The 18,072-nt window shown below is 47.0% G+C and carries 15 protein-coding genes; 8 read left to right on the forward strand and 7 right to left on the reverse strand.

All coding sequences use genetic code 11. From position 1 onward, the window contains the following. The first annotated feature begins 3 nt into the window (after positions 1-3). The 5 genes from ACTHMC_RS28410 to ACTHMC_RS28430 all read left to right on the forward strand — a co-directional run bounded on the left by ACTHMC_RS28410 (position 4) and on the right by ACTHMC_RS28430 (position 3,461). A complete protein-coding gene (locus tag ACTHMC_RS28410) occupies positions 4-381 on the forward strand; it encodes an SMI1/KNR4 family protein (RefSeq protein ID WP_440418462.1) in 378 nt (125 codons plus the stop codon). 148 nt (positions 382-529) lie between these two features. Next, positions 530-1,222: a hypothetical protein gene (locus ACTHMC_RS28415; RefSeq protein ID WP_440418463.1), complete on the forward strand. Its 693-nt coding sequence runs from the start codon at positions 530-532 to the stop codon at positions 1,220-1,222. Between the two features lie 76 nt (positions 1,223-1,298). Then, positions 1,299-1,886 (forward strand): DUF6915 family protein, encoded by a 588-nt coding sequence (locus tag ACTHMC_RS28420; protein ID WP_440418464.1) that lies wholly within the window; start codon positions 1,299-1,301, stop codon positions 1,884-1,886. Next, entirely contained in the window at positions 1,873-2,352 is a 480-nt protein-coding gene (locus tag ACTHMC_RS28425) for a hypothetical protein (protein WP_440418465.1), read from the forward strand. Before ACTHMC_RS28420 ends, ACTHMC_RS28425 begins: the two co-directional genes overlap by 14 nt. A 125-nt stretch (positions 2,353-2,477) precedes the next feature. Then, positions 2,478-3,461 (forward strand): WD40/YVTN/BNR-like repeat-containing protein, encoded by a 984-nt coding sequence (locus tag ACTHMC_RS28430; protein WP_440418466.1) that lies wholly within the window; start codon positions 2,478-2,480, stop codon positions 3,459-3,461. A 109-nt stretch (positions 3,462-3,570) separates the two neighbouring features. Here ACTHMC_RS28430 and ACTHMC_RS28435 read toward each other — a convergent pair whose 3' ends face one another. From ACTHMC_RS28435 to ACTHMC_RS28445, 3 genes are all read right to left on the reverse strand, one after another. Then, entirely contained in the window at positions 3,571-5,577 is a 2,007-nt protein-coding gene (locus ACTHMC_RS28435) for a tetratricopeptide repeat protein (protein WP_440418467.1), read from the reverse strand. 131 nt (positions 5,578-5,708) lie between these two features. Then, on the reverse strand, positions 5,709-6,125 hold the full coding sequence (locus ACTHMC_RS28440) for a hypothetical protein (RefSeq protein WP_440418468.1): 417 nt from the start codon (positions 6,123-6,125) through the stop codon (positions 5,709-5,711). Between the two features lie 9 nt (positions 6,126-6,134). Continuing rightward, the gene (locus tag ACTHMC_RS28445) at positions 6,135-7,874 is read right to left on the reverse strand and encodes a hypothetical protein (RefSeq protein WP_440418469.1); all 1,740 of its coding nucleotides are present in this window, start codon (positions 7,872-7,874) and stop codon (positions 6,135-6,137) included. Between the two features lie 194 nt (positions 7,875-8,068). On the opposite strand from ACTHMC_RS28445, the gene ACTHMC_RS28450 reads away from it, so the two are divergent. From ACTHMC_RS28450 to ACTHMC_RS28460, 3 genes are all read left to right on the forward strand, one after another. Continuing rightward, positions 8,069-8,824, forward strand: a complete 756-nt coding sequence (locus ACTHMC_RS28450) for a response regulator transcription factor (RefSeq protein WP_440418470.1) — start codon at positions 8,069-8,071, stop codon at positions 8,822-8,824. 88 nt (positions 8,825-8,912) lie between these two features. Then, positions 8,913-9,764 (forward strand): hypothetical protein, encoded by an 852-nt coding sequence (locus tag ACTHMC_RS28455; RefSeq protein WP_440418471.1) that lies wholly within the window; start codon positions 8,913-8,915, stop codon positions 9,762-9,764. 7 nt (positions 9,765-9,771) lie between these two features. Further along, on the forward strand, positions 9,772-10,950 hold the full coding sequence (locus tag ACTHMC_RS28460; protein ID WP_440418472.1) for a hypothetical protein: 1,179 nt from the start codon (positions 9,772-9,774) through the stop codon (positions 10,948-10,950). Positions 10,951-10,996: 46 nt separating this feature from the next. Here the strand turns inward: ACTHMC_RS28460 and ACTHMC_RS28465 are convergent, their stop codons facing one another. The 4 genes from ACTHMC_RS28465 to ACTHMC_RS28480 are packed head-to-tail and all read right to left on the reverse strand — an operon-like array spanning position 10,997 to position 18,020. Further along, positions 10,997-12,181 (reverse strand): glycoside hydrolase family 130 protein, encoded by a 1,185-nt coding sequence (locus ACTHMC_RS28465; protein ID WP_440418473.1) that lies wholly within the window; start codon positions 12,179-12,181, stop codon positions 10,997-10,999. A 21-nt stretch (positions 12,182-12,202) separates the two neighbouring features. Then, positions 12,203-13,228, reverse strand: coding sequence for an IPT/TIG domain-containing protein (locus ACTHMC_RS28470; protein ID WP_440418474.1), 1,026 nt, complete (start codon positions 13,226-13,228; stop codon positions 12,203-12,205). Positions 13,229-13,256: 28 nt separating this feature from the next. Further along, a complete protein-coding gene (locus ACTHMC_RS28475; RefSeq protein WP_440418475.1) occupies positions 13,257-14,888 on the reverse strand; it encodes a RagB/SusD family nutrient uptake outer membrane protein in 1,632 nt (543 codons plus the stop codon). 12 nt (positions 14,889-14,900) lie between these two features. Further along, on the reverse strand, positions 14,901-18,020 hold the full coding sequence (locus ACTHMC_RS28480; protein ID WP_440418476.1) for a SusC/RagA family TonB-linked outer membrane protein: 3,120 nt from the start codon (positions 18,018-18,020) through the stop codon (positions 14,901-14,903). Between the last annotated feature and the right edge of the window lie 52 nt (positions 18,021-18,072).

Here is an 18,072-nt window from a genome sequence, read left to right on the forward strand (position 1 = left end):
TCGATGAATGATATCCAGGCTTTGGAAACTACCATCGGCGCAGTCATTCCTGAATCTCTGAAGGCCATCATTATCAAACCTCCCGTGATCACTCCGGGGAGCGACAGGTTCATGAGGAATGTAGACAGCGATTTCAAGCAGGAACTGAGCTTGCATCGCTTCATGACCATCGCGGAAATGCAGGCTGCCTGGAATAATCTCAAAGGAGATTCATATTTCAGGGATCAGCAATTGCTGGTGTTTGCCGAAACCCTCGGCAGCCCGATGATCTGTATCGGTACCGGAGCAAACAACCATGGAGAGATCTATGTTTTCGATTATGATTTCGACGCTACGCGGATCGCGGGATCTGTCGATGAATTTTTAGGAATGCTGTATTAAAAATAAAAGGTACTGAATGACCGGGCGCCGCAACAGGCGCCCGGTTTATTTTATAAAGTCTGACTGTATACAGGTATCGGCCTACAGACTATAATCACTAATTTAGCGGCTCCCCTCCTTTCATACTTAACCAATCAAAGCATACCTCATGAGATCATTGCTTCTTGCAGGCTGCATCTGCCTGTGCGGGCTGCTGTTTTCCCGTTGCACCAAAGAAAAAGATACAGCAAATGACAATCCGCTAACTGCCCGCTCCGAACACAATTCCAGCAATTACGGTGTTTACAAAGGAATATTTGTGGGATCCACTGGGGTGATTGTGGTGAACCTCCGCAACGATGCGGAATTTGTGATAGCCACCATCAGGATCGATGGCAGGCTGCATCATTTCACCACTACGGGTATCCTGCAAAAAGGGATGTTCACAACGCTTCAATTTAAAAGCGGCGCCAGTTCCTTCCTCTTCACCGTGGGTGCCGATGGTGAAGGTGTTGCTATTTCCGACCTGATAGTGGAAGGCCATCCTGATGCGCGTGTTATACTGCTCAAAGAGAAATCGGATGCACTGATAAGCTGCTATGAAGGTAAATACAAAGGAAGCTCGGAAGGTACCTGGAATGTGATCGTCCGGAAAAACCAGTTACTGGGACTTGTTAAATCAGGAAGTCAGTCAGCAGTGGTTACCGGAATAGTGGCAGCCGACAAAAGCACCAGCGGCGAAGTGAGCAGCGGAGCCGTTTTTGAAGGACTCTTCATAAAAGATCAAGTGAGTGGCACCTGGACAAACGATACCGGGGATATTCCGGAAAGCGGCACCTGGGAAGGTGTAAAAACTTACTGAAAAAAACGGCAGTTTGTATCTGAAAGTTTAGTGTATATATTTGAAGCCGCGCCTTGTTAATCAGGCCGGCATAATAATGAATTACTGGAAACACAGTCTTTTATCCAGGAAGAAATTCGGTGGAGAAGCAGAGGATTATCTCGATATCCACAAGTTTATCGATTCAGGTAAACTATTCTACTTCCACGTTAAACACAGGGTGCTCCTGCACAACACCTATGGCATTGAACTATGCATTCAGAAGTTCGGTGAAATACTGACCAATTCCTCGAACCAGAAAATACTGGTCAGGGATATTGCGGCCGAGCATTGCAAGGAAGACCTGATGAATGTGGTCCCCACGCTCAGCAACTGGTTCAAATATTCTGATGCAGGTTTGCAGGACATGATCCGGCCTATCTATCCATCAGACAATACATTGAAGGAATTCATCATGAAGCCGCTGTTGATGTCCGGCATTCGTTCTTCATTGATCATTACACATAGCAATTTTGGTATATTCCTGACCCGCGAGATCCTGGGGCTGGACTATGCCTTGGAACTGGCCAATTATGTACAGGGCCAGCATATCAACGAACTTCTCCAACATATATCTTTAAAAGACCGGTGGCAATACACACCAGATCTGAAGCAATTAAAAGAAATAGAAAATGGGACTCATTAGAAAGATCATCGACCAGCTGTTTGGAAACAAGCGCGGGCCTGCATTGTCAGCCGAAGCGCAGATGGAAAAATACGAACAGGAGCATCAGCAACGTTTGCTGGATTATGAAACAGAACTGCGTGTATGGCTGGTCCCATTCCTGAAAGAAAAAGCTCAGCTTGCCGTGAGCTGGGAATGTGGGCATGATGAAGGTATTATCTCCTTTAATGAAGGTATTCCTGCAAACCGCGAAGCGGAGTTTCATGATCTGGAGGATTATCTGTTCAATAAGCTGGAATTGCCCTCGGCCGGCGAATTTATGATGACGGGAGGCGGCCATCTTTATCTGCAGGGTAATGCTGTTAAGATCAAATACAATTCTGTGTTCAGGGAGATGCTGGATTATGATGAGGAGCTAGGCAAAGAAATCTACGGTGAAGACATAGAGATAGAAGATTATGCGGGAGATGTAGTCTTGTTCTCTTAGTCCAACAGTTATTTTCGTTTATTCAGCTGTTTGATCAGTCGATCCAATGATATTCATTTTTCTGTCCTGTTCCCCGTTTCTATTTTAGTCAGTTGAACCTTCTTTCATTGACTAAAAGAAAAGCAATGACGCGTAAGAAACAATGGATATCGATGCTGATAGTTGCATTGATCATTAGTGGACTGGCCTCCTGTTCCGGCAAAGACAAACCTGTTGCAGAACCTGATAATCCGGATAATCCCGGTCCTGGTCCGGGCCCTGGTCCTGTACAATATGAGGCAGTACCCGGCTGGACAAAACTGCAGCCTGGTGTGGAAAAGATTCATACCGTTTTCTTTGTGAATGATTCTACCGGTTATGTATGTGGGCAGAATATCGCGAGAACAACAGACAGAGGCAATACCTGGACCCGATTCTCTCTCGCCGACACGGGCTTTTACGAACTTCATTTTTCCGACGCCGCCCACGGCTGGGCTTTACAGAATGAAAAACTGTACAGAACAACAGACAGCGGCCGTAACTGGATCACCAGTCCATACCCACTGGAGTTTGCTTATGCCATTCAGTTCCCCACAGCATCTACAGGGTATATGGCCGGCAAAGGCGGACTGTTCAAATCCGTCGATGGCGGCGCAAACTGGAACCGCATTGCCAACTTCACCAATTTTGTAACCCATATCAGTTTCTTTGAAGAAAACAAAGGTTGGCTTCTGGCTGATGGCAAGAAGCCCTATCTGACAGAGAATGGGGGTGGCACTTATGGTGCGGGCGTTTGGTCAACAGATACGCTACAGTTCATGAATTTTCCTAGTAAGAATTTTGGGTTCAGGCTCGACAAAACAGGAGTGCTGTCATCCTCCACAGATGCAGGTGGAAGTTGGTGGGCACCTACCCAGACAGGCATCTATGCTTATCACCTGGAAGTACCTGTAAACAATGCCGGATATGTACTGCAGGCATTTGGTGTGCAAAAGTTCGATGCAACCGGTATCACGCAAATGATGAAAACGCCCGACTACCTGGCAGACCTTCATTTCCCCGATATGGACCATGGCTGGGCCGTTTCACCGGTATCAGGGGGTGTACTTTACCGTTATGTCAAGCCCTGATTTCTCTGCTTTAAACAATAGCTCATGTAACCCGGCCGGATAATAATCCGGTCCGGTAAATACAAAGGCCGTGATGTAGCGGCCTTTGTTCATTAGATCAAGTGTTGTATTATTTGATATACTTAATCGCTTTGTCGAGATTCTCACTGAATGTATTCTTTAATTCCGTCTGGCTATTGAAACCTGCATTCAAGGCAAAGCCATATCCGAATTCTGCGCTGCCCAGCTGATCCACACTGATACTTCCCGTTCCTTTCAATCCCACATCGGAAAACTTATTATTCTGGTCCCAGGTGATATAAAGTTTACCGGTCATTTCCACTTTGGCAAAATCTCTGAATTTCTCGTCTACACCGGCGGACACCCAAAGCGTGGAGGTACCTGATTTAAACTGCTTTTCAATACCAGCATGCAGGAGGCCGTACATGTCTGCTTCGAAGCTGAATGATTGGCAGTCCAGTTTCAGGGTAGCTGCCTTTACGGGCACTTCCAGCTTCAGCCATTCCGGACAATTGAAATCCAATTCATGTTTGGCCTGCAACAGTACCGAGTCAGCCTGGGCCCTTGTCATCGGAACATGACATTCTGATGGCGGTAAATGGAATTTACCTGCTACCGCCGCCTGCTGAAGGAACACGAAATATTGCGCCACCCTGGAATACACCGTATGCCGGTTACCAGGAGATGGATCCAACTGTACAATATTGATGGCTGCATTGAGATAGGTTTTCCATCTCGGTTGTACGATACCGATACTGTTCCGCACTACATCATTGTACTGACGGAGATACTGATCTATTATGGGTTTCTTTTTATCGCAGCATTTACGCTCATATGCCATGATCACTTCCGCCGTTACATTATTGCCGGTTGGGAATGGAGGGCATTGAACTTCCCGGAGCTTTTGTGCGAATTCCGCATTGAACAGGAGCAACTGCGAATGGTCTGCCTCCGTGAACAGTTCAAGGTTTGGAATATAGGTATTGTCGAGGTCCGCCATCAGTTCAGTAACCAGTTCACTGTAAAGCCCTGGCAATTTGTTTCCTTCCCTTTGCTTCTCCGCAGCATCGGGAATACCTGCTACAGACCAGAATTTGATCTCTTCATCCACAGATCTGGCATACCATTTATTTTTTCGCTGTAAGGAATCCGAAAATTTACTGTCAGACGGAAACTCCGGCATATAGAATTTCGACAAACTGATCTCTTCGAAAAGGTCTCTGTTATTGGTTCCTTCCCTTTTCATTTTCTTTTCACGTAGCGCGGAAAGATCGAGCAGGTGACGGTTTTCTGCTTTTGCCAGATGGGCCAGGGAAGATCGACGGTACGTTACTTCCTCTTCTCTGGCAAAGCAATGTGCTGCTGCCTCCGGCTCCTGTTTTGCCAGGTGGATCATTCCCATTGACCGGTTGGCTTCAGGGTTGAGGCTATCGATGGTGAGGCAGCGGGCGAAAAGGTCTTCAGCCTGTGGGATATCGCCCAGGTTCAACCAGGATTGCCCGAGATTATTGAGCACCATGCTGCTTGTTGGAGCTTTCTGAAGACAGTATTCCAGGAGCGGAATGGCCCTGTGTGGCATCGCCTGCATATTCAGGATGGCCGCCAGGTTATTCACCTGTAAAAGGTCGGCCGGCTTCCGCACAACGGCCTGCAGAGCCAGGTATAGCGCACCTTGGGGATCCTGACGATACCAATGGGCAATAGCAGCAGCTTCAGTTTCTGCAACCGGAATTATGGTTGCCAGTGAATCGTAACTTTTCAACCGGGTAACAGGTACCACTTTCTTAAGAGCCTGCAAAAGGCCATTGACCTGTGTATGCATTGTTTCCGGAGAGAATGGTGTGGTTGCAATCAGGTTGATCCTTCGCGAATCAAGTTCAGGTAATTTCAGGGAACTGCTTTGCAGGAGGCTTTCGTCCAGTCGCAGATTACCCGCCGCAGCAGTTGCCTGCGCCTGTTTTTCGAGCTTCCGGACCATATCCTTCTGGTACTTTTCAAGTTCAGCAGGACTCATTTTTGAAAGCCGCTCCATTTCTTTTGCACTCATACCGCCCGTCTGGGCAATTACAGAATGGATGGAGCAAAGTACTGCCAACAAGCAAATCCACTTCTTCATTACAGGTTTATTTCACGCAAAGCAAGCGAATAGCATTGCCAAAATGAGGCAAATTTGTAATGAAAGGCAGATCCGGGCATATAAATCACCGGATAACTTCAATGAACCGTTCAGGAAATCTGAAGAGAAAATTACCAGAACCTCCACCAGGGCTTTTCTCCCCGCTCCTCTTCAACGTAAGCCTCCGGGTTGATAATATTGTTCTTATCCAGTATATCTCCATCAGGACTGTGCACAGTGGCTTGCAAAGCAGCTGCAATTGCAAACATTTTGATCAGCGTTTCCTTATCCACCCCATGTACCGTTATCATATCATCCTGGTGATCAAAGGCGGGCCGCTCATACAGCAAGTGATATTTCGGGTGACCGGTCCATTCGCAATACCCCGGCCTGCTGTCGATGTAGGCACGTACAGCATCCATGAACTCCTTTCCATCGGGCCTTTGCATTTCATCGTCCCATTCTATGTACAATAACCACTCACTGAGCGTGATATTGCTGTTGTACTGGTTGGAGCCATTCCTGGCTATTTTGAAGCTGAAAGACATGCAGGCGGATTAATTAGTGGTGATCTTAGCTATGGCCAGTTTGCTTTTCCCCATCGTTCTATCGGTTTTGCCAACCAGGTACATTTCTTTACCGATCACTGAGCCCAGCCTTGGCATGGCAGTTGGAACATCCCGGTTGGAAAAGAACATTTTTCGGGTATACTTACCCGTTAGCCCATCCAGTGTTACAATGAAGCAATCTGATTTTCCGTAGCTGGTGATCCTGCTGACCTTTTTACCTGGTTGCAGCACATCCTCATTTTTAGGACTGTCGTTGAAAATGATCCTGATCTCATTGTCTTTCTGGATGGTCCCGAAACCTGCATAGAACGGGCGTCCTGTCCCATCAAAGAAACTATAGGATACAGAAGCCCCGTTCACTCCATACATATCGATGCCACGGATATATTCCCGCTGTGATTTGGGAAGGATCTGTAACCAGCTGATCTCATTGGAGGCATCCAGTTTCACCATCATGATGTCCCCGCAATCATATACATAGTTGGTCTGGTAGGTGGTATATCCTCCGGTAGTGCCGGTTCCCGGCGTATAGTAGGATGTGGTATAAATATATAAATTGTAATGCTCGGCCAGTATTACCAGCCCGTTATCGGAAGTATAAAAGATATCCCGGAATTTCACATACCTGCTGAAGCCCTCTCCTTCATCCTTCAGTTTGGCAAGCCTTTCCCGTTCCTTTCTTTCGGCCCTGCTTTCTTCGTCTTTATCATCCTCCTTGTCAACTTCCGCCTCTCCGTTATCAGTGGTGAGCATTGAATTGTTGATGGCTTTGTCAGCTGTACTGAGCACTTTTCCGGTATTGGGGTCGATGCGCTGAACGATCAGGCCATCCGTGGTTTTGCCTTTCTTTTCTTTACTGTAGAAACCGGCAAGGATAAGGTCTTTGCCTTTCCCTACCATCACTTTGGTGCTGGTGAGCCATTTGCCGTTGATATTGGTGTTGATCTCATTCAGTTGTTTGCCTGATTCGTCGTAAACGCGGATATTATAATTAGCGAAATCGAGGAATCTCTCTCTTTTCTTTTTTCCTTCCTGGTATTCCAGTACACGCCCAACCAGAACGATCTTCTTTTCCGGTGTGTAGATCAGGTCTTCCAGCTGGTAGGTCTTTGCTTCAAACTCATTGCTGATGGTAGCGGCTTTGGACGCGGGTTTCAGCTTTTGGTCAAATTCCTGCACGCGGTAACTTTGCCTTTCCTTTCCGCCGACAGTACTGATCACCACAATCCTGCTGCTGTCTGCGTTCGGGATCAGTTTGAATTCTATCCTGTCTCTTTTCTCTTCTTTCTGAAAGCTGGTGATGGGTTTCCAGGTTTCTTTTATTTCACCTGTATTCTTATCTATTTCCGCACCCAGCACATCTAAAGTGTTCTCACGCTTATGGTATTCGGAGGCAATGATGAGCAATTTATCCCTGAATGGAAAGAACTCTACAAATTCCTTTCCTTTCAGTTCCCTGTTGAAATCCACTCTGTAGAGTTCCTGCAGGTTCTTGTCTACTTTCACCAAAGAGGCAGATCCACGGCCGCCAACTCCGAAAGAGATCCATGCTTTGGCTGTCATATGGCTTTCTTCCAGGTACACACCGCTTTTATCGGTATAAATCACGCTGATATCTGTACTTCCTTTTTTGAGTTTGAAATCTTCGCCCCAGGTAATGGTAGGTTTTTGGGCAAGAGAGGCCAGGGTCATTATGCTAAGGCCCAGAAGCAGCAAAACTGGTTTCATACAGGTTGAGGGGTATTTGACCACAATTTTACAATAAATCCATAAATAAAAACAGCTTGCGGAAACTGGGTGTAAATTTTAAGGTTTCCTGAAGATATCAGCCCCATTGATCAATAGATGAAGGGTTATCATTATTTTCGTGAACCTGCCAGTCCTGGCCACGGAAAGCTGACAGGTACGGTAATAATCCATACATGGAAAACGCCATTTTAAAACTGCACCGGGTCTGGGATCAGACCAGAAAGGCTGAAGAGCAACAGGAGCTACCTATTCCTGCCTTTGAAGACTTCACTTCAAAGATCATCAGTATGGGACCGTTTTACTTCTACGTGGTGGATTTCTTCGATATGTCGATCTCCAATATCAGCAGCTCCATCAAAGAGATCCACGGGCTGGAACCTGGCGCCACCACTTTCAATGATATACTAGCCACCATTCATCCTGAGGACCTTGAATTTGTTGCTGCTACTGAAAAGGCGCTTGCCGGCTTCTATTTCGGAAAACTAAAGCCGGAGCAATTCCTGAAATACAAAATGAGTTACTCCTTCCGCAGCAGAATGGCGGATGGCAGCTATGCGCTGCTGAATCACCAGGCAATTCTGCTGACACTCCACCCAAACGGCGGGCTGGGAAAATCGCTGAACATCCATACGCGTATAGACCATATTGCGCAGACCAGCAATTACAAGTATTCATTGCTGGGTCTGGAGGGTGAGCCTTCATTCATCAACCTGTCGCCCCATGAAAATCCGGTACAGCCCAACCTGAGCAGGCGGGAGATAGAGATCATCAGGCTCCTGGCAGATGGGCTGGATAACACAGCCATCGCCGCAAAACTCTTTATCAGCCCGCTTACCGTTAAAACCCATCGCAAGAATATCCTCAAAAAAACGAATGCCCGCAATACCTCTCAATTGATAAAGACCGGTATCCTGCACGGGTTGATCTGAAAAAATACTCCTTTGGGAGTATTGCACCGGAATTCCTTCAAACCTAGGTTTGCAACTATATTGCCCGTCCTCTGCAAACACAAATAACATGAAAACGAAAATTCTCTTTTTAAATCTGCTGTTCTTTGCATGCGTTCAGGCTTTGGCTGCCCAGGAGCATAATACCAATTGTATGCACTGCGCCTATTATGTAAGCAAAGCCAGCAGCAACCCGGATGCTCCCAGAGCCAACAATGAATGCGGATGCGCGCCCTGCAGCAAAAAGAAACAACAGGAAAAGCAGGCCAAACAGCTGGAGCAAAAAAAACTGGATGAGCAAAATGCGCTCAGACAGAAAGCGGAACAGGAGGCAAAAAGGCTCGCCTTCGAAGAAAAGAAAAGGAAAGAAAGAGAGGAGGCATCAAAGCCAAAATCAGGTGAATTGCTGATCAATGACCAGCGGGCAATTCCTTCCCAACCGGAATCTGTCAATCCGGAATTTGCAAAAGCTGCTGCGAAGATGAATAAAGAGCAGGTAGAGAAAATGTCCTCGGCACAGGTAATGGAAAGAATGAATGAGATCTTTCAATTGTGTCCATCTTATCAAAGCTTCGTTCGCAAAATCTTCCTGGATCAGAAGATTACAGGCAATCAGTTCTATTATAACAATGTTCCGGAATCGGTGGAAGGCGACAGACATGGCTCCTACAGTAAGACCTATCCGAATGTTCCCTGGGAAAAGATCGTTAAAATAAGAGTAAGCAATATTTCTGAACACACAGCAGTAATCACAGCTGATTTTTCAGAAAAATTACCCATTGCCTACCAGGAGATCACCATTCTGAAAAGCGTTATAAACAGAGAGTTCAAGGAGGATTTCATTCCTTTTATAATGGCCATGGAATTTAAAGAGGTATTTGCAAGGTACATCAAAAGATTACAGACACTGGCCCAAAACTAATACAGTCATGAAACGAATAGCTGTACTCATTATATTTATTTTATCTGTTTCATTGAGTTGGGCACAGGAAATCAGTTCCCGTAGTCTCGATTCCCTTTCAGCGCTTATTTCTAAGAATCAAAGCCGTGCAGAGGGCTTACCTTATAAGATCAACGAAAATGATCCGCAGACCCTGAGTTTCCCGAAGGAAAATTTCAGGATCTGGTACTATAATAAACTGGCAACACATGCTGTCCGGAAAACTTCGGGCAACAAAGAAATCCTGGAGATCACGGAAGATATCGATCTGTCAAAGGCTTACCATCTTGGGTTTCACCATTTCTATTTCCACGGCAGTTCACCAGTGTACACCTACCGGATCTGGTTCCCCGCAAATGAAATACAGACTCAGATCTATGAAAATGGAAAACTGGTCAGAAAGGAAACCCGTAGTCATATCGATATCATCGATCTTAGGAGCGCACGCAATGAGCGCTCTTCCAGCGATTATCATAAAGCATATCTAACCCTGGGTTATACGATCAATTTATTGATGAATGCCAAAACTCAGTCTGGATATGATCTTCAGCAGATCAACAATGACCTCATAGCTTCGATGGATGAAAATGAAGAAGAAGAATATCTGAATTTTCAGCAGAAATATCCTCAATCAATCTACAACCAAACCGTAATATCACTTCTCCGCCCATTTGAAAAGGCCAGGGAAAAGGAAAAATCAGATATCAGTTATGTAGATAATTTCCTGTCAAAGTTCAAAGTGAGGAAAGGATTGAATGAAAACAATATCTTCTATGAAATTCCTGAAGCCGCCTATTTACGGCAACATAAACAGGGAAGTTGTTATTATCAAAAGAAATTGAATAAAAAAGACAAGCCTGCAGTTGGCCCCTATGCAGTGAACAGGGTATGTTATTCAGTAGGAAACCCAGACCTGTCGTCCTATTCATACATCATGTATGTTTCAGCATCGCAGGAGGAAGTTTTAAGGGAACGGGATAAACTGATTGAGGAATTTACAAAAAACATTGCCGACAAATACATTTCCAAACAGCCTGACGGCGTTATTATCGTTCATCCCAGAGGTTATAATAAGGGGGTGAGGATTACTATAAAACACGATAATTATACCAGACATCAGCAATGGTACTTTTATACTGTCAGTTTCTCCGAATTCGATAGAAACTGACAGTTTAAACTAACAGGGCAGTATTTACCCTGATAGTTTATAATATTTACGCATTGTGCATACCGGCTACAGCCAGGTTTGCATCCACCAATGCTTTTACCCTGCCGGCTGAATCTGCGGAATTGAATCCATCCGGGGCTGTATTCTGCACATAATCCAGCAAACGGTCAACAGAGGAAACAGCCACATGCATGCGTGTATCCGAAGATGCATAGTAAATATATACTGTTCCATCCGGATCTGCGATCCATCCATTACAGAAGAGTACATTGGACACATCCCCTGTTCTTTCCATCCCTTCTGGTGCCATGAAATAACCGGCAGGTTTTGCAATCACTTTGGTGAGGTCCTGAAGGTCCGTGAGGAAGAGATAGAGCGTGTAACGAAGCCCGGCAGCCGTATTCCTTACGCCATGCGCCAGGTGCAGCCAGCCCTTCCCTGTTTTGATAGGAGCCGGCCCCAGGCCGTTCTTCGCTTCATAAATGGTATGATATCGTTTAGGGTCGATCACCATTTCTTCCGTGATCACCGCTTTTTCAATATTACTGCAAAGCCCGAAGCCAATGCCACCGCCATTACCAGCTTCAATGAATCCGTCCTGCGGACGTGTATAAAAAGCGTACTGCCCGTTTACGAACTCAGGATGCAGCACTACATTCCGTTGCTGGGGCGAAGGGGTCACCAGGTTGGGCAACCGCTCCCAGTCCGTCAGGTCCCTGGTCCTGGCAATTCCACATTGCGCAATAGCGCTGGTCTGGTCGCCCGGAGTAGCGGCAGGATCCCGCTCTTCGGTACAGAAAAGGCCATAGATCCATCCATCCTCATGCTGTACCAGCCTGATGTCGTAGAGATTGGTATCCCCTCCTGCGAGTGATGGCATATGAATGGGATATTGCCGAAACTGGAAATTATCTGTTCCGTTTTCACTTTCTGCCACGGCGAAAAATGATTTCCTGTCTGCCCCTTCCACCCTGGCCACCAGGGCATATTTATCGCCGGATCTGATCGCTCCGGCATTGAAAACGGCATTGATGCCGAACCTTTCCATGAGATAAGGGTTGGTAGCCGGGTTCAGGTCGTACCGCCAGAACAGAGGCGTATGCGAAGCCGTGAGCACAGGATACCGATGCCTTTTGAAAATACCATTGCCGGTTTCTTCAGGAATATTGGGTCTGGTGATGAGTGATACATGTTCCTCCTTCAAGCGCTTCAATCTCAAATCGAAATTCATATTGGTATGGTTCTTTTCTTTTTAATACAATCCTATATCGTCCAGATAAACTTCTCTTGCCAGGTTGGAGAATTCTTTGATGATCACATTGGTAAGTGTTGCAGGGTTACCGAGATTGGTAAATGGAATCTGGAAATCGAGCCATTTGTCCGCTTCGTTAATGGTAAGTGTGTAGCCCAATGTTTCGTTTCCGCTGGCAGACACTTTCACTTTTTTACCTATTGAATTTTGTCCCACGTAAATGGAGAACTTGATTCCCGTATAACCTGCCGTACTTAACGTGGGAGCATTTTTGGAAATACGAAAAGCGCCGTATGCATTCCAGGTGCATTTAACTGAATTGCTTCCTCTTCTGACTGGCGTACTGTTATTGAGGGCAAACGTTCCACCGAAGGAGCTATTGTACCATGTGGCAGCCGGGGCATCGGCATATATCATATAAGCATAACCGAATATCAGCCCTGACTTCACGGTACCACTTGCGGTGGTCACATGGATATAGCCCATTTGCACGCCAGCCGGTACTTTCACCCGGATCTCACTTTTGGTGGAAGACAGTATCTGTGCCGGTGTATTATCGAACCTCACTTCTGTTACACCTCCAAAATAATCGCCTTTGATGGTCACTTCATCATCAGGCTGTCCTCCTACCGGATCGAATGAATAAATCACAGGAGCGGGCTGAAGGATCAGGAACTGATATGTGTCTGATCCGAAGGGGGTGGTTACGGTGATGGGGTTTTCTGAAGGATGTGGCAATACGGCCGGGATCTTGACGGTCACGCTGGTATCATCTGACCAGATCAGAGAGTCAGCAGCCGCCACAGTATTGAATACTACAGATTGTGTTCCTGCCAGGTGTTGTCCCTTGATCATGATCCAGGTGCCGTAATCCGTGGCACTGAGAGCGTTGTTCCGGTCTGTTAAACTGGTAACGCCGGTGATCTTAGGTGCTGAAGCATCCACCGATTTGCTTTTCTTACAAGCCGCTGCCAGTAAGATCATTACCGGAAGAAGCAGGTATATAGATTTGAACAGCTTTTTCATATAAGGCAATTTGAAAATGAAGAATGGTTTACCAACCGGGGTTATTGATTTTGATGGCCTGGTTTGAATTGATCTCACTCAGAGGGATGGGCAGCAGCAGGTTCCTTGGCGCCCTTACTTTGGAGATATTGTTCTGACCGGTGCCGATCTTGTTCATCACCTGCAGGTAAATGCCCCATCTCATCAGGTCGAAACGGCGAATACCTTCCAGCGCAAATTCCCGCGCCCGCTCGGCAATAATGAAACTGCGGAACTGTTCCTTGTCCATACCGGCCGGCGCTTCGGAAGCATGCGCCCTGTCACGCACCTTTTTCAACTGTGTATAGGCTTCTGTGGTTGGACCGTCATTGGCTTCGTTGGCAGCTTCTGCATAGATGAGGTAGATCTCGGAATAACGCATCAGCGGAAAGTAAGCATCACTGTTGGCCAGTGTAGGGTCAGACACAGACGCGTATTTGATCACATAAGCCCTGTCGTCAGTGGTTCCGTTGTTATTGTAGACAATGCCATTCAGATTTTTATAGATGGCTGCCTTCCAGCTCGGATAAAAATAAGGGGTACCGGTATTGGTGGTATAATTATGCACTACACCATCGAGCGCACGGAGATCGGCGTCTTCATAATCTGAATAGTGATGGTTGGTGAACCAGGTGGCCCCCCTTCCGAATGTGGACAGCGCCGAGAAGTAATTGTGAAGATTATTCATGAACGCCGTTCCTGTCATGGATTGCACTTCCCACATATGTTCCTTCCGGTTACGGCTGCCTTTGGCCCACAGTTCCTTCCAGCTATCGTATAATGAATATTCATTATCGAGGATCAGTTCCATGGCTTTATCGCGGGCCAGTTCAGCATACTGCTTGCTGTTGATGTTCTCGTATCCGGCCACAACGGTCTTTGCGTAGGTATAATAACCATTGTCCTGCCCGCCACGTACGCTCACATTACCGGTTGCTGAACCGGAGGCCATGGTGAGATAGGTTTTGGCAAGCATACCCTTGGCGAGCCCGCGTGTTACACGGCCCAGTTCTCCGGCCTTTGCATGACCCGCCGGGAAAAGCATGGTCTCTGCCTTTTTGAAGTCAGCTATGATTGTGGCATACACTTCTTCCACGGAAGAACGAGGCTTACTCCTTATGGGGTCCTCTGATAAAGTCTCCAGTCTTACAGGCACGCCTCCGTATAACTGCACTAACTGAAAATAGGCCCAGCCGCGAAGGAAATAGCATTCGCCCATGATCCTTTGTTTGATCTCGGGATCTATATTGGTTTCGATCTTACTTACATTTTCCAGCACAGTGTTTGCCCTTCCGATAATGGTGTAACAACCTACCCAGGGACCATCCACGCCCCAATACCCTTGCGGGTTTCCGGCGCCTGAAGTACCCAGGAACCAGTCGGCGCCTGACACATGATCATCGTCCAGCACAGTGAGGTTCCAGAATGGCTGCTGGTACATTTCCCAGGTGTACAGGGCGCTGTACACACCGTTCATGGCAATCTTTGCATCACTTTCGTTCTTATAAAAATTCTCAGGGGAATAGAATGAATAGGGAGTCTCCTCAAGCACTTTATTGCAGGAGCCCATCGAGAACAATACGGCAGGAATTGCCAGTATCCTGCAGGCTTTATTGATGATATTTGAAATATTGTTGTTCATGATTGTAGGGATTTAGAAACTGCAACGCAGGCTGAATGAATAAGTACGTGAGTTGGGATAACCACCGAGATCCACGCCAAACATGGCGGGATTGTCGCCGTAACTGTTCACTTCAGGGTCAAACCCACTGTAGTTGGTAAACGTATAAAGATTGTTTACTGCAAATGCCACGCGGATATTGCGGATATTCCGGATCAGGTTCTGCGGGAGATTGTACCCGATGGTGAGGTTCTTGATGCGCACAAAACTGCCGTCTTCAATGAACCGGCGCGTAAACAGCATATTCCTCCAGAACTGGCGCATGGCTTTGGGGCCAGTGGCTTTGGAGTTGTCTTTCCCTTCTACCCAGGCTCCGTTCAGCATGTCTTCCGTAACATTCTTTCCTGCCCCGAAATTATCATTGAAGCGGGTGTTCATATTGATCACATCGTTGCCCTGAACTCCATTCACGAAAATGGAAAGATCGAAATTCCGGTAGCGGAAATTATTGGTGAAACCGAAAATATAATTGGGATTCACATCACCTATAACGGTCTGATCAGACACTGAAATGGCAGTGGGGTCCTTATCCAGGTTGCGGTATTTCACTTCACCGATCATTCTCCGGATAATGCTGTTCTCATTTCCCGTGTACAATGGTGAGTTACGCACTTCCGCTTCGTTATCAAAGAATCCGTCTTCCACATATCCGTACAGTGCGCCGATAGGTAAGCCCACCCGTTGGATGAATGGCGCATCACCGGTAGAAATATTAGCGGCAAACTGTTCGGTAAGACCGCTTCCCAGTTCCAGGATCTTATTCCTGTTGAAAGCAATATTGGCACTTGATTTCCATTCAAAGTCCTTACCATTTACCAGTTTTGCATCCACTGCCAGTTCTATACCCTTGTTCTCAACAGTACCGGAATTTCGCAATTGCCTTTCGAAGCTGGTGGAAGGCGGTGTGGTAACGAATTGCAGAAGATCCTTCGTTTTTTTATAGTAGGCATCCACATGGAAATTCAACCTGCCATCGAACAGGCCCAGATCAAGTCCAAGGTTGTAAGCGGTAGTTGTTTCCCAGATGAGGGAGTCATTGGCTGGGCCGGCGGATACGTCATCAGCCAGGCCTGTATATTGCGTACCATCGAAGGGATAATTATAAACGGCCAGTTTGGCGAGCGAAGAATAAGCACCAATGCCCTGGTTGCCTGTTTGTCCGTAACTGGCGCGGAGACCGAGCTCGCTGATGGCGCCGACCCCTTTCATGAAATCTTCTTTATGTATTTTCCAGGCAATGGCAGCGGAAGGGAAGCCTGCCCATTTGTTGGATTTACCGAATTTGCTGGAGCCATCACGGCGGTAAGAAGCGGTCACCAGGTATTTATCGAACAGTGAATAATTGACCCTGCCCAGGAAGGACACCAGCGCAGAGCTGTAGCGATTATTGGTAACAGGCATCACCAGTGCAGCTGCTTTGAAGTTCTCATTTTCCAGCTGGTCGTTCGGGAAATCCTTTGCTTCTGCACGTTTCCACTGTCCGGAGGTTTTCTCGTAAGTGGCTGCACCCATAAAGTTCAGCGAATGCTCACCAAAGCTTTTTGCATAGCTGAGGATACTTTCTGTAATGAAGCTGGTCCAGAGATTGTCTGATTTCAATCCCCATCCCCTGGCGCTGAAACCTTCATAAACACTGCGGGGATAATACTGGTCCCTGGTATTGGCGCCATAGTTGAAGCCCAGGTTCTGACGGAACTTCAGGTCTTTGCTGAGGTTGATCTCCAGGAAATTGGAAGAGAAGATATTCAGGGCATTCACTTTGTTCAGTACATCATTCGTGTAGATAACGGGGTTAGTGATGAAGTAGCCCTCTCCTGTTCCGTCATATTCTTCAACGGTGGAAATGGTAGTAGGATATGTGAGTGCGGCCCTGATCACACCGGCGCTGGCGGCATCGGATTTATCTGTGCCCGTTTTCACACCGCGGGTGATGCCATTTGATACGGCGGTACTGGTGCCGATACGAAAGACCTTACCAAGATTCCTGTTCAGGTTAAGGTTCAGGCCCATTTTCCGGTAACCGGAATTCTGAACGATACCATCCTGATCTATATAACTGAAAGAGATGCTATGGTTGCCATTCTCATTGGCTCCGGAAATATTGGCGGTATACTGTTGCTGGTAGCCCTTTCTGAAGATCGAGTTCTGCCAGTCGGTGTGATCATTTTCAAACTTTGAAAGATCAGGGTACGGATCATTGAAAGTGGCGCCATCGTATTTCCTGGCGTTGGCGTATGAAAGGTTCTGGAATTTTGCGTATTCGAGGGGCGAGAGCATCTTCAGTTTTTTGGTCACTTCCGCTACTCCTGCATTGGCGAGCAGTTCCACTTTATCTCTCCCCACTTTTCCTTTTCTTGTGGTGATCAAAACCACGCCGTTGGCCCCGCGGGAACCGTAGATAGCGGTTGCGGAGGCATCTTTCAGCACATCGATCGACTCAATATCGGCAGGATTGAGGAATGCCAGTGCATTGAGACTTTGCTTTTCATCTTCGCCAATAGCTGAAGGAGTGGAACCGCTGCTGCTGTTGTTGAAGGGAACGCCATCAATTACGTAGAGTGGCTCAGTACCTCCCAGAAAGGAGTTGCTGCCCCTGATACGGATACTGAGGCCGGCTCCGGGAGCACCGTCGTTCTGGGTAACGTTCACGCCAGCCAGTTTTCCCTGCATGGCTTGCAACACGTTGCCCGGGTTTTCACGTATAAGATCTTCCCTGCCGATCCGCTGAACAGAACCGGTAAGGTCTGATTTCTTGACGGTGCCATACCCCACCACAATCACATCTGAGAGCGCAGTGGCCAGGGGCTTGAGTTGTATGGTATATACGGCAGCGTTGGTGAGTGGAACAATGGCACTGTCCATTCCCACGTAAGTGACTACCAGCGTGGCCGCTCCTGCCGGCACTTCCAGGAAGAATTTACCCTGTGCATTGGTTTTGGTTGAAAAGGCCGTTTTTCTGATGGTCACTGTAGCATTGGAAAGCGGTTCCCCGGTTTCGTTGGTAACAGTTCCGGCAATGGGTTTTGCCTGCGCCAGGCACTGGACCCCGGCAAGCACAAGCAACAGGAGGTTAAAGAAAAACTTTTTTCTCATAAAGCAATATCGTTTGCTCAAAAGTATATCTTATACCATCACACGAATAATA

This window comes from Pseudobacter sp. (assembly GCF_051955275.1).
In the GTDB taxonomy this organism is placed as follows: Bacteria; Bacteroidota; Bacteroidia; order Chitinophagales; family Chitinophagaceae; genus Pseudobacter.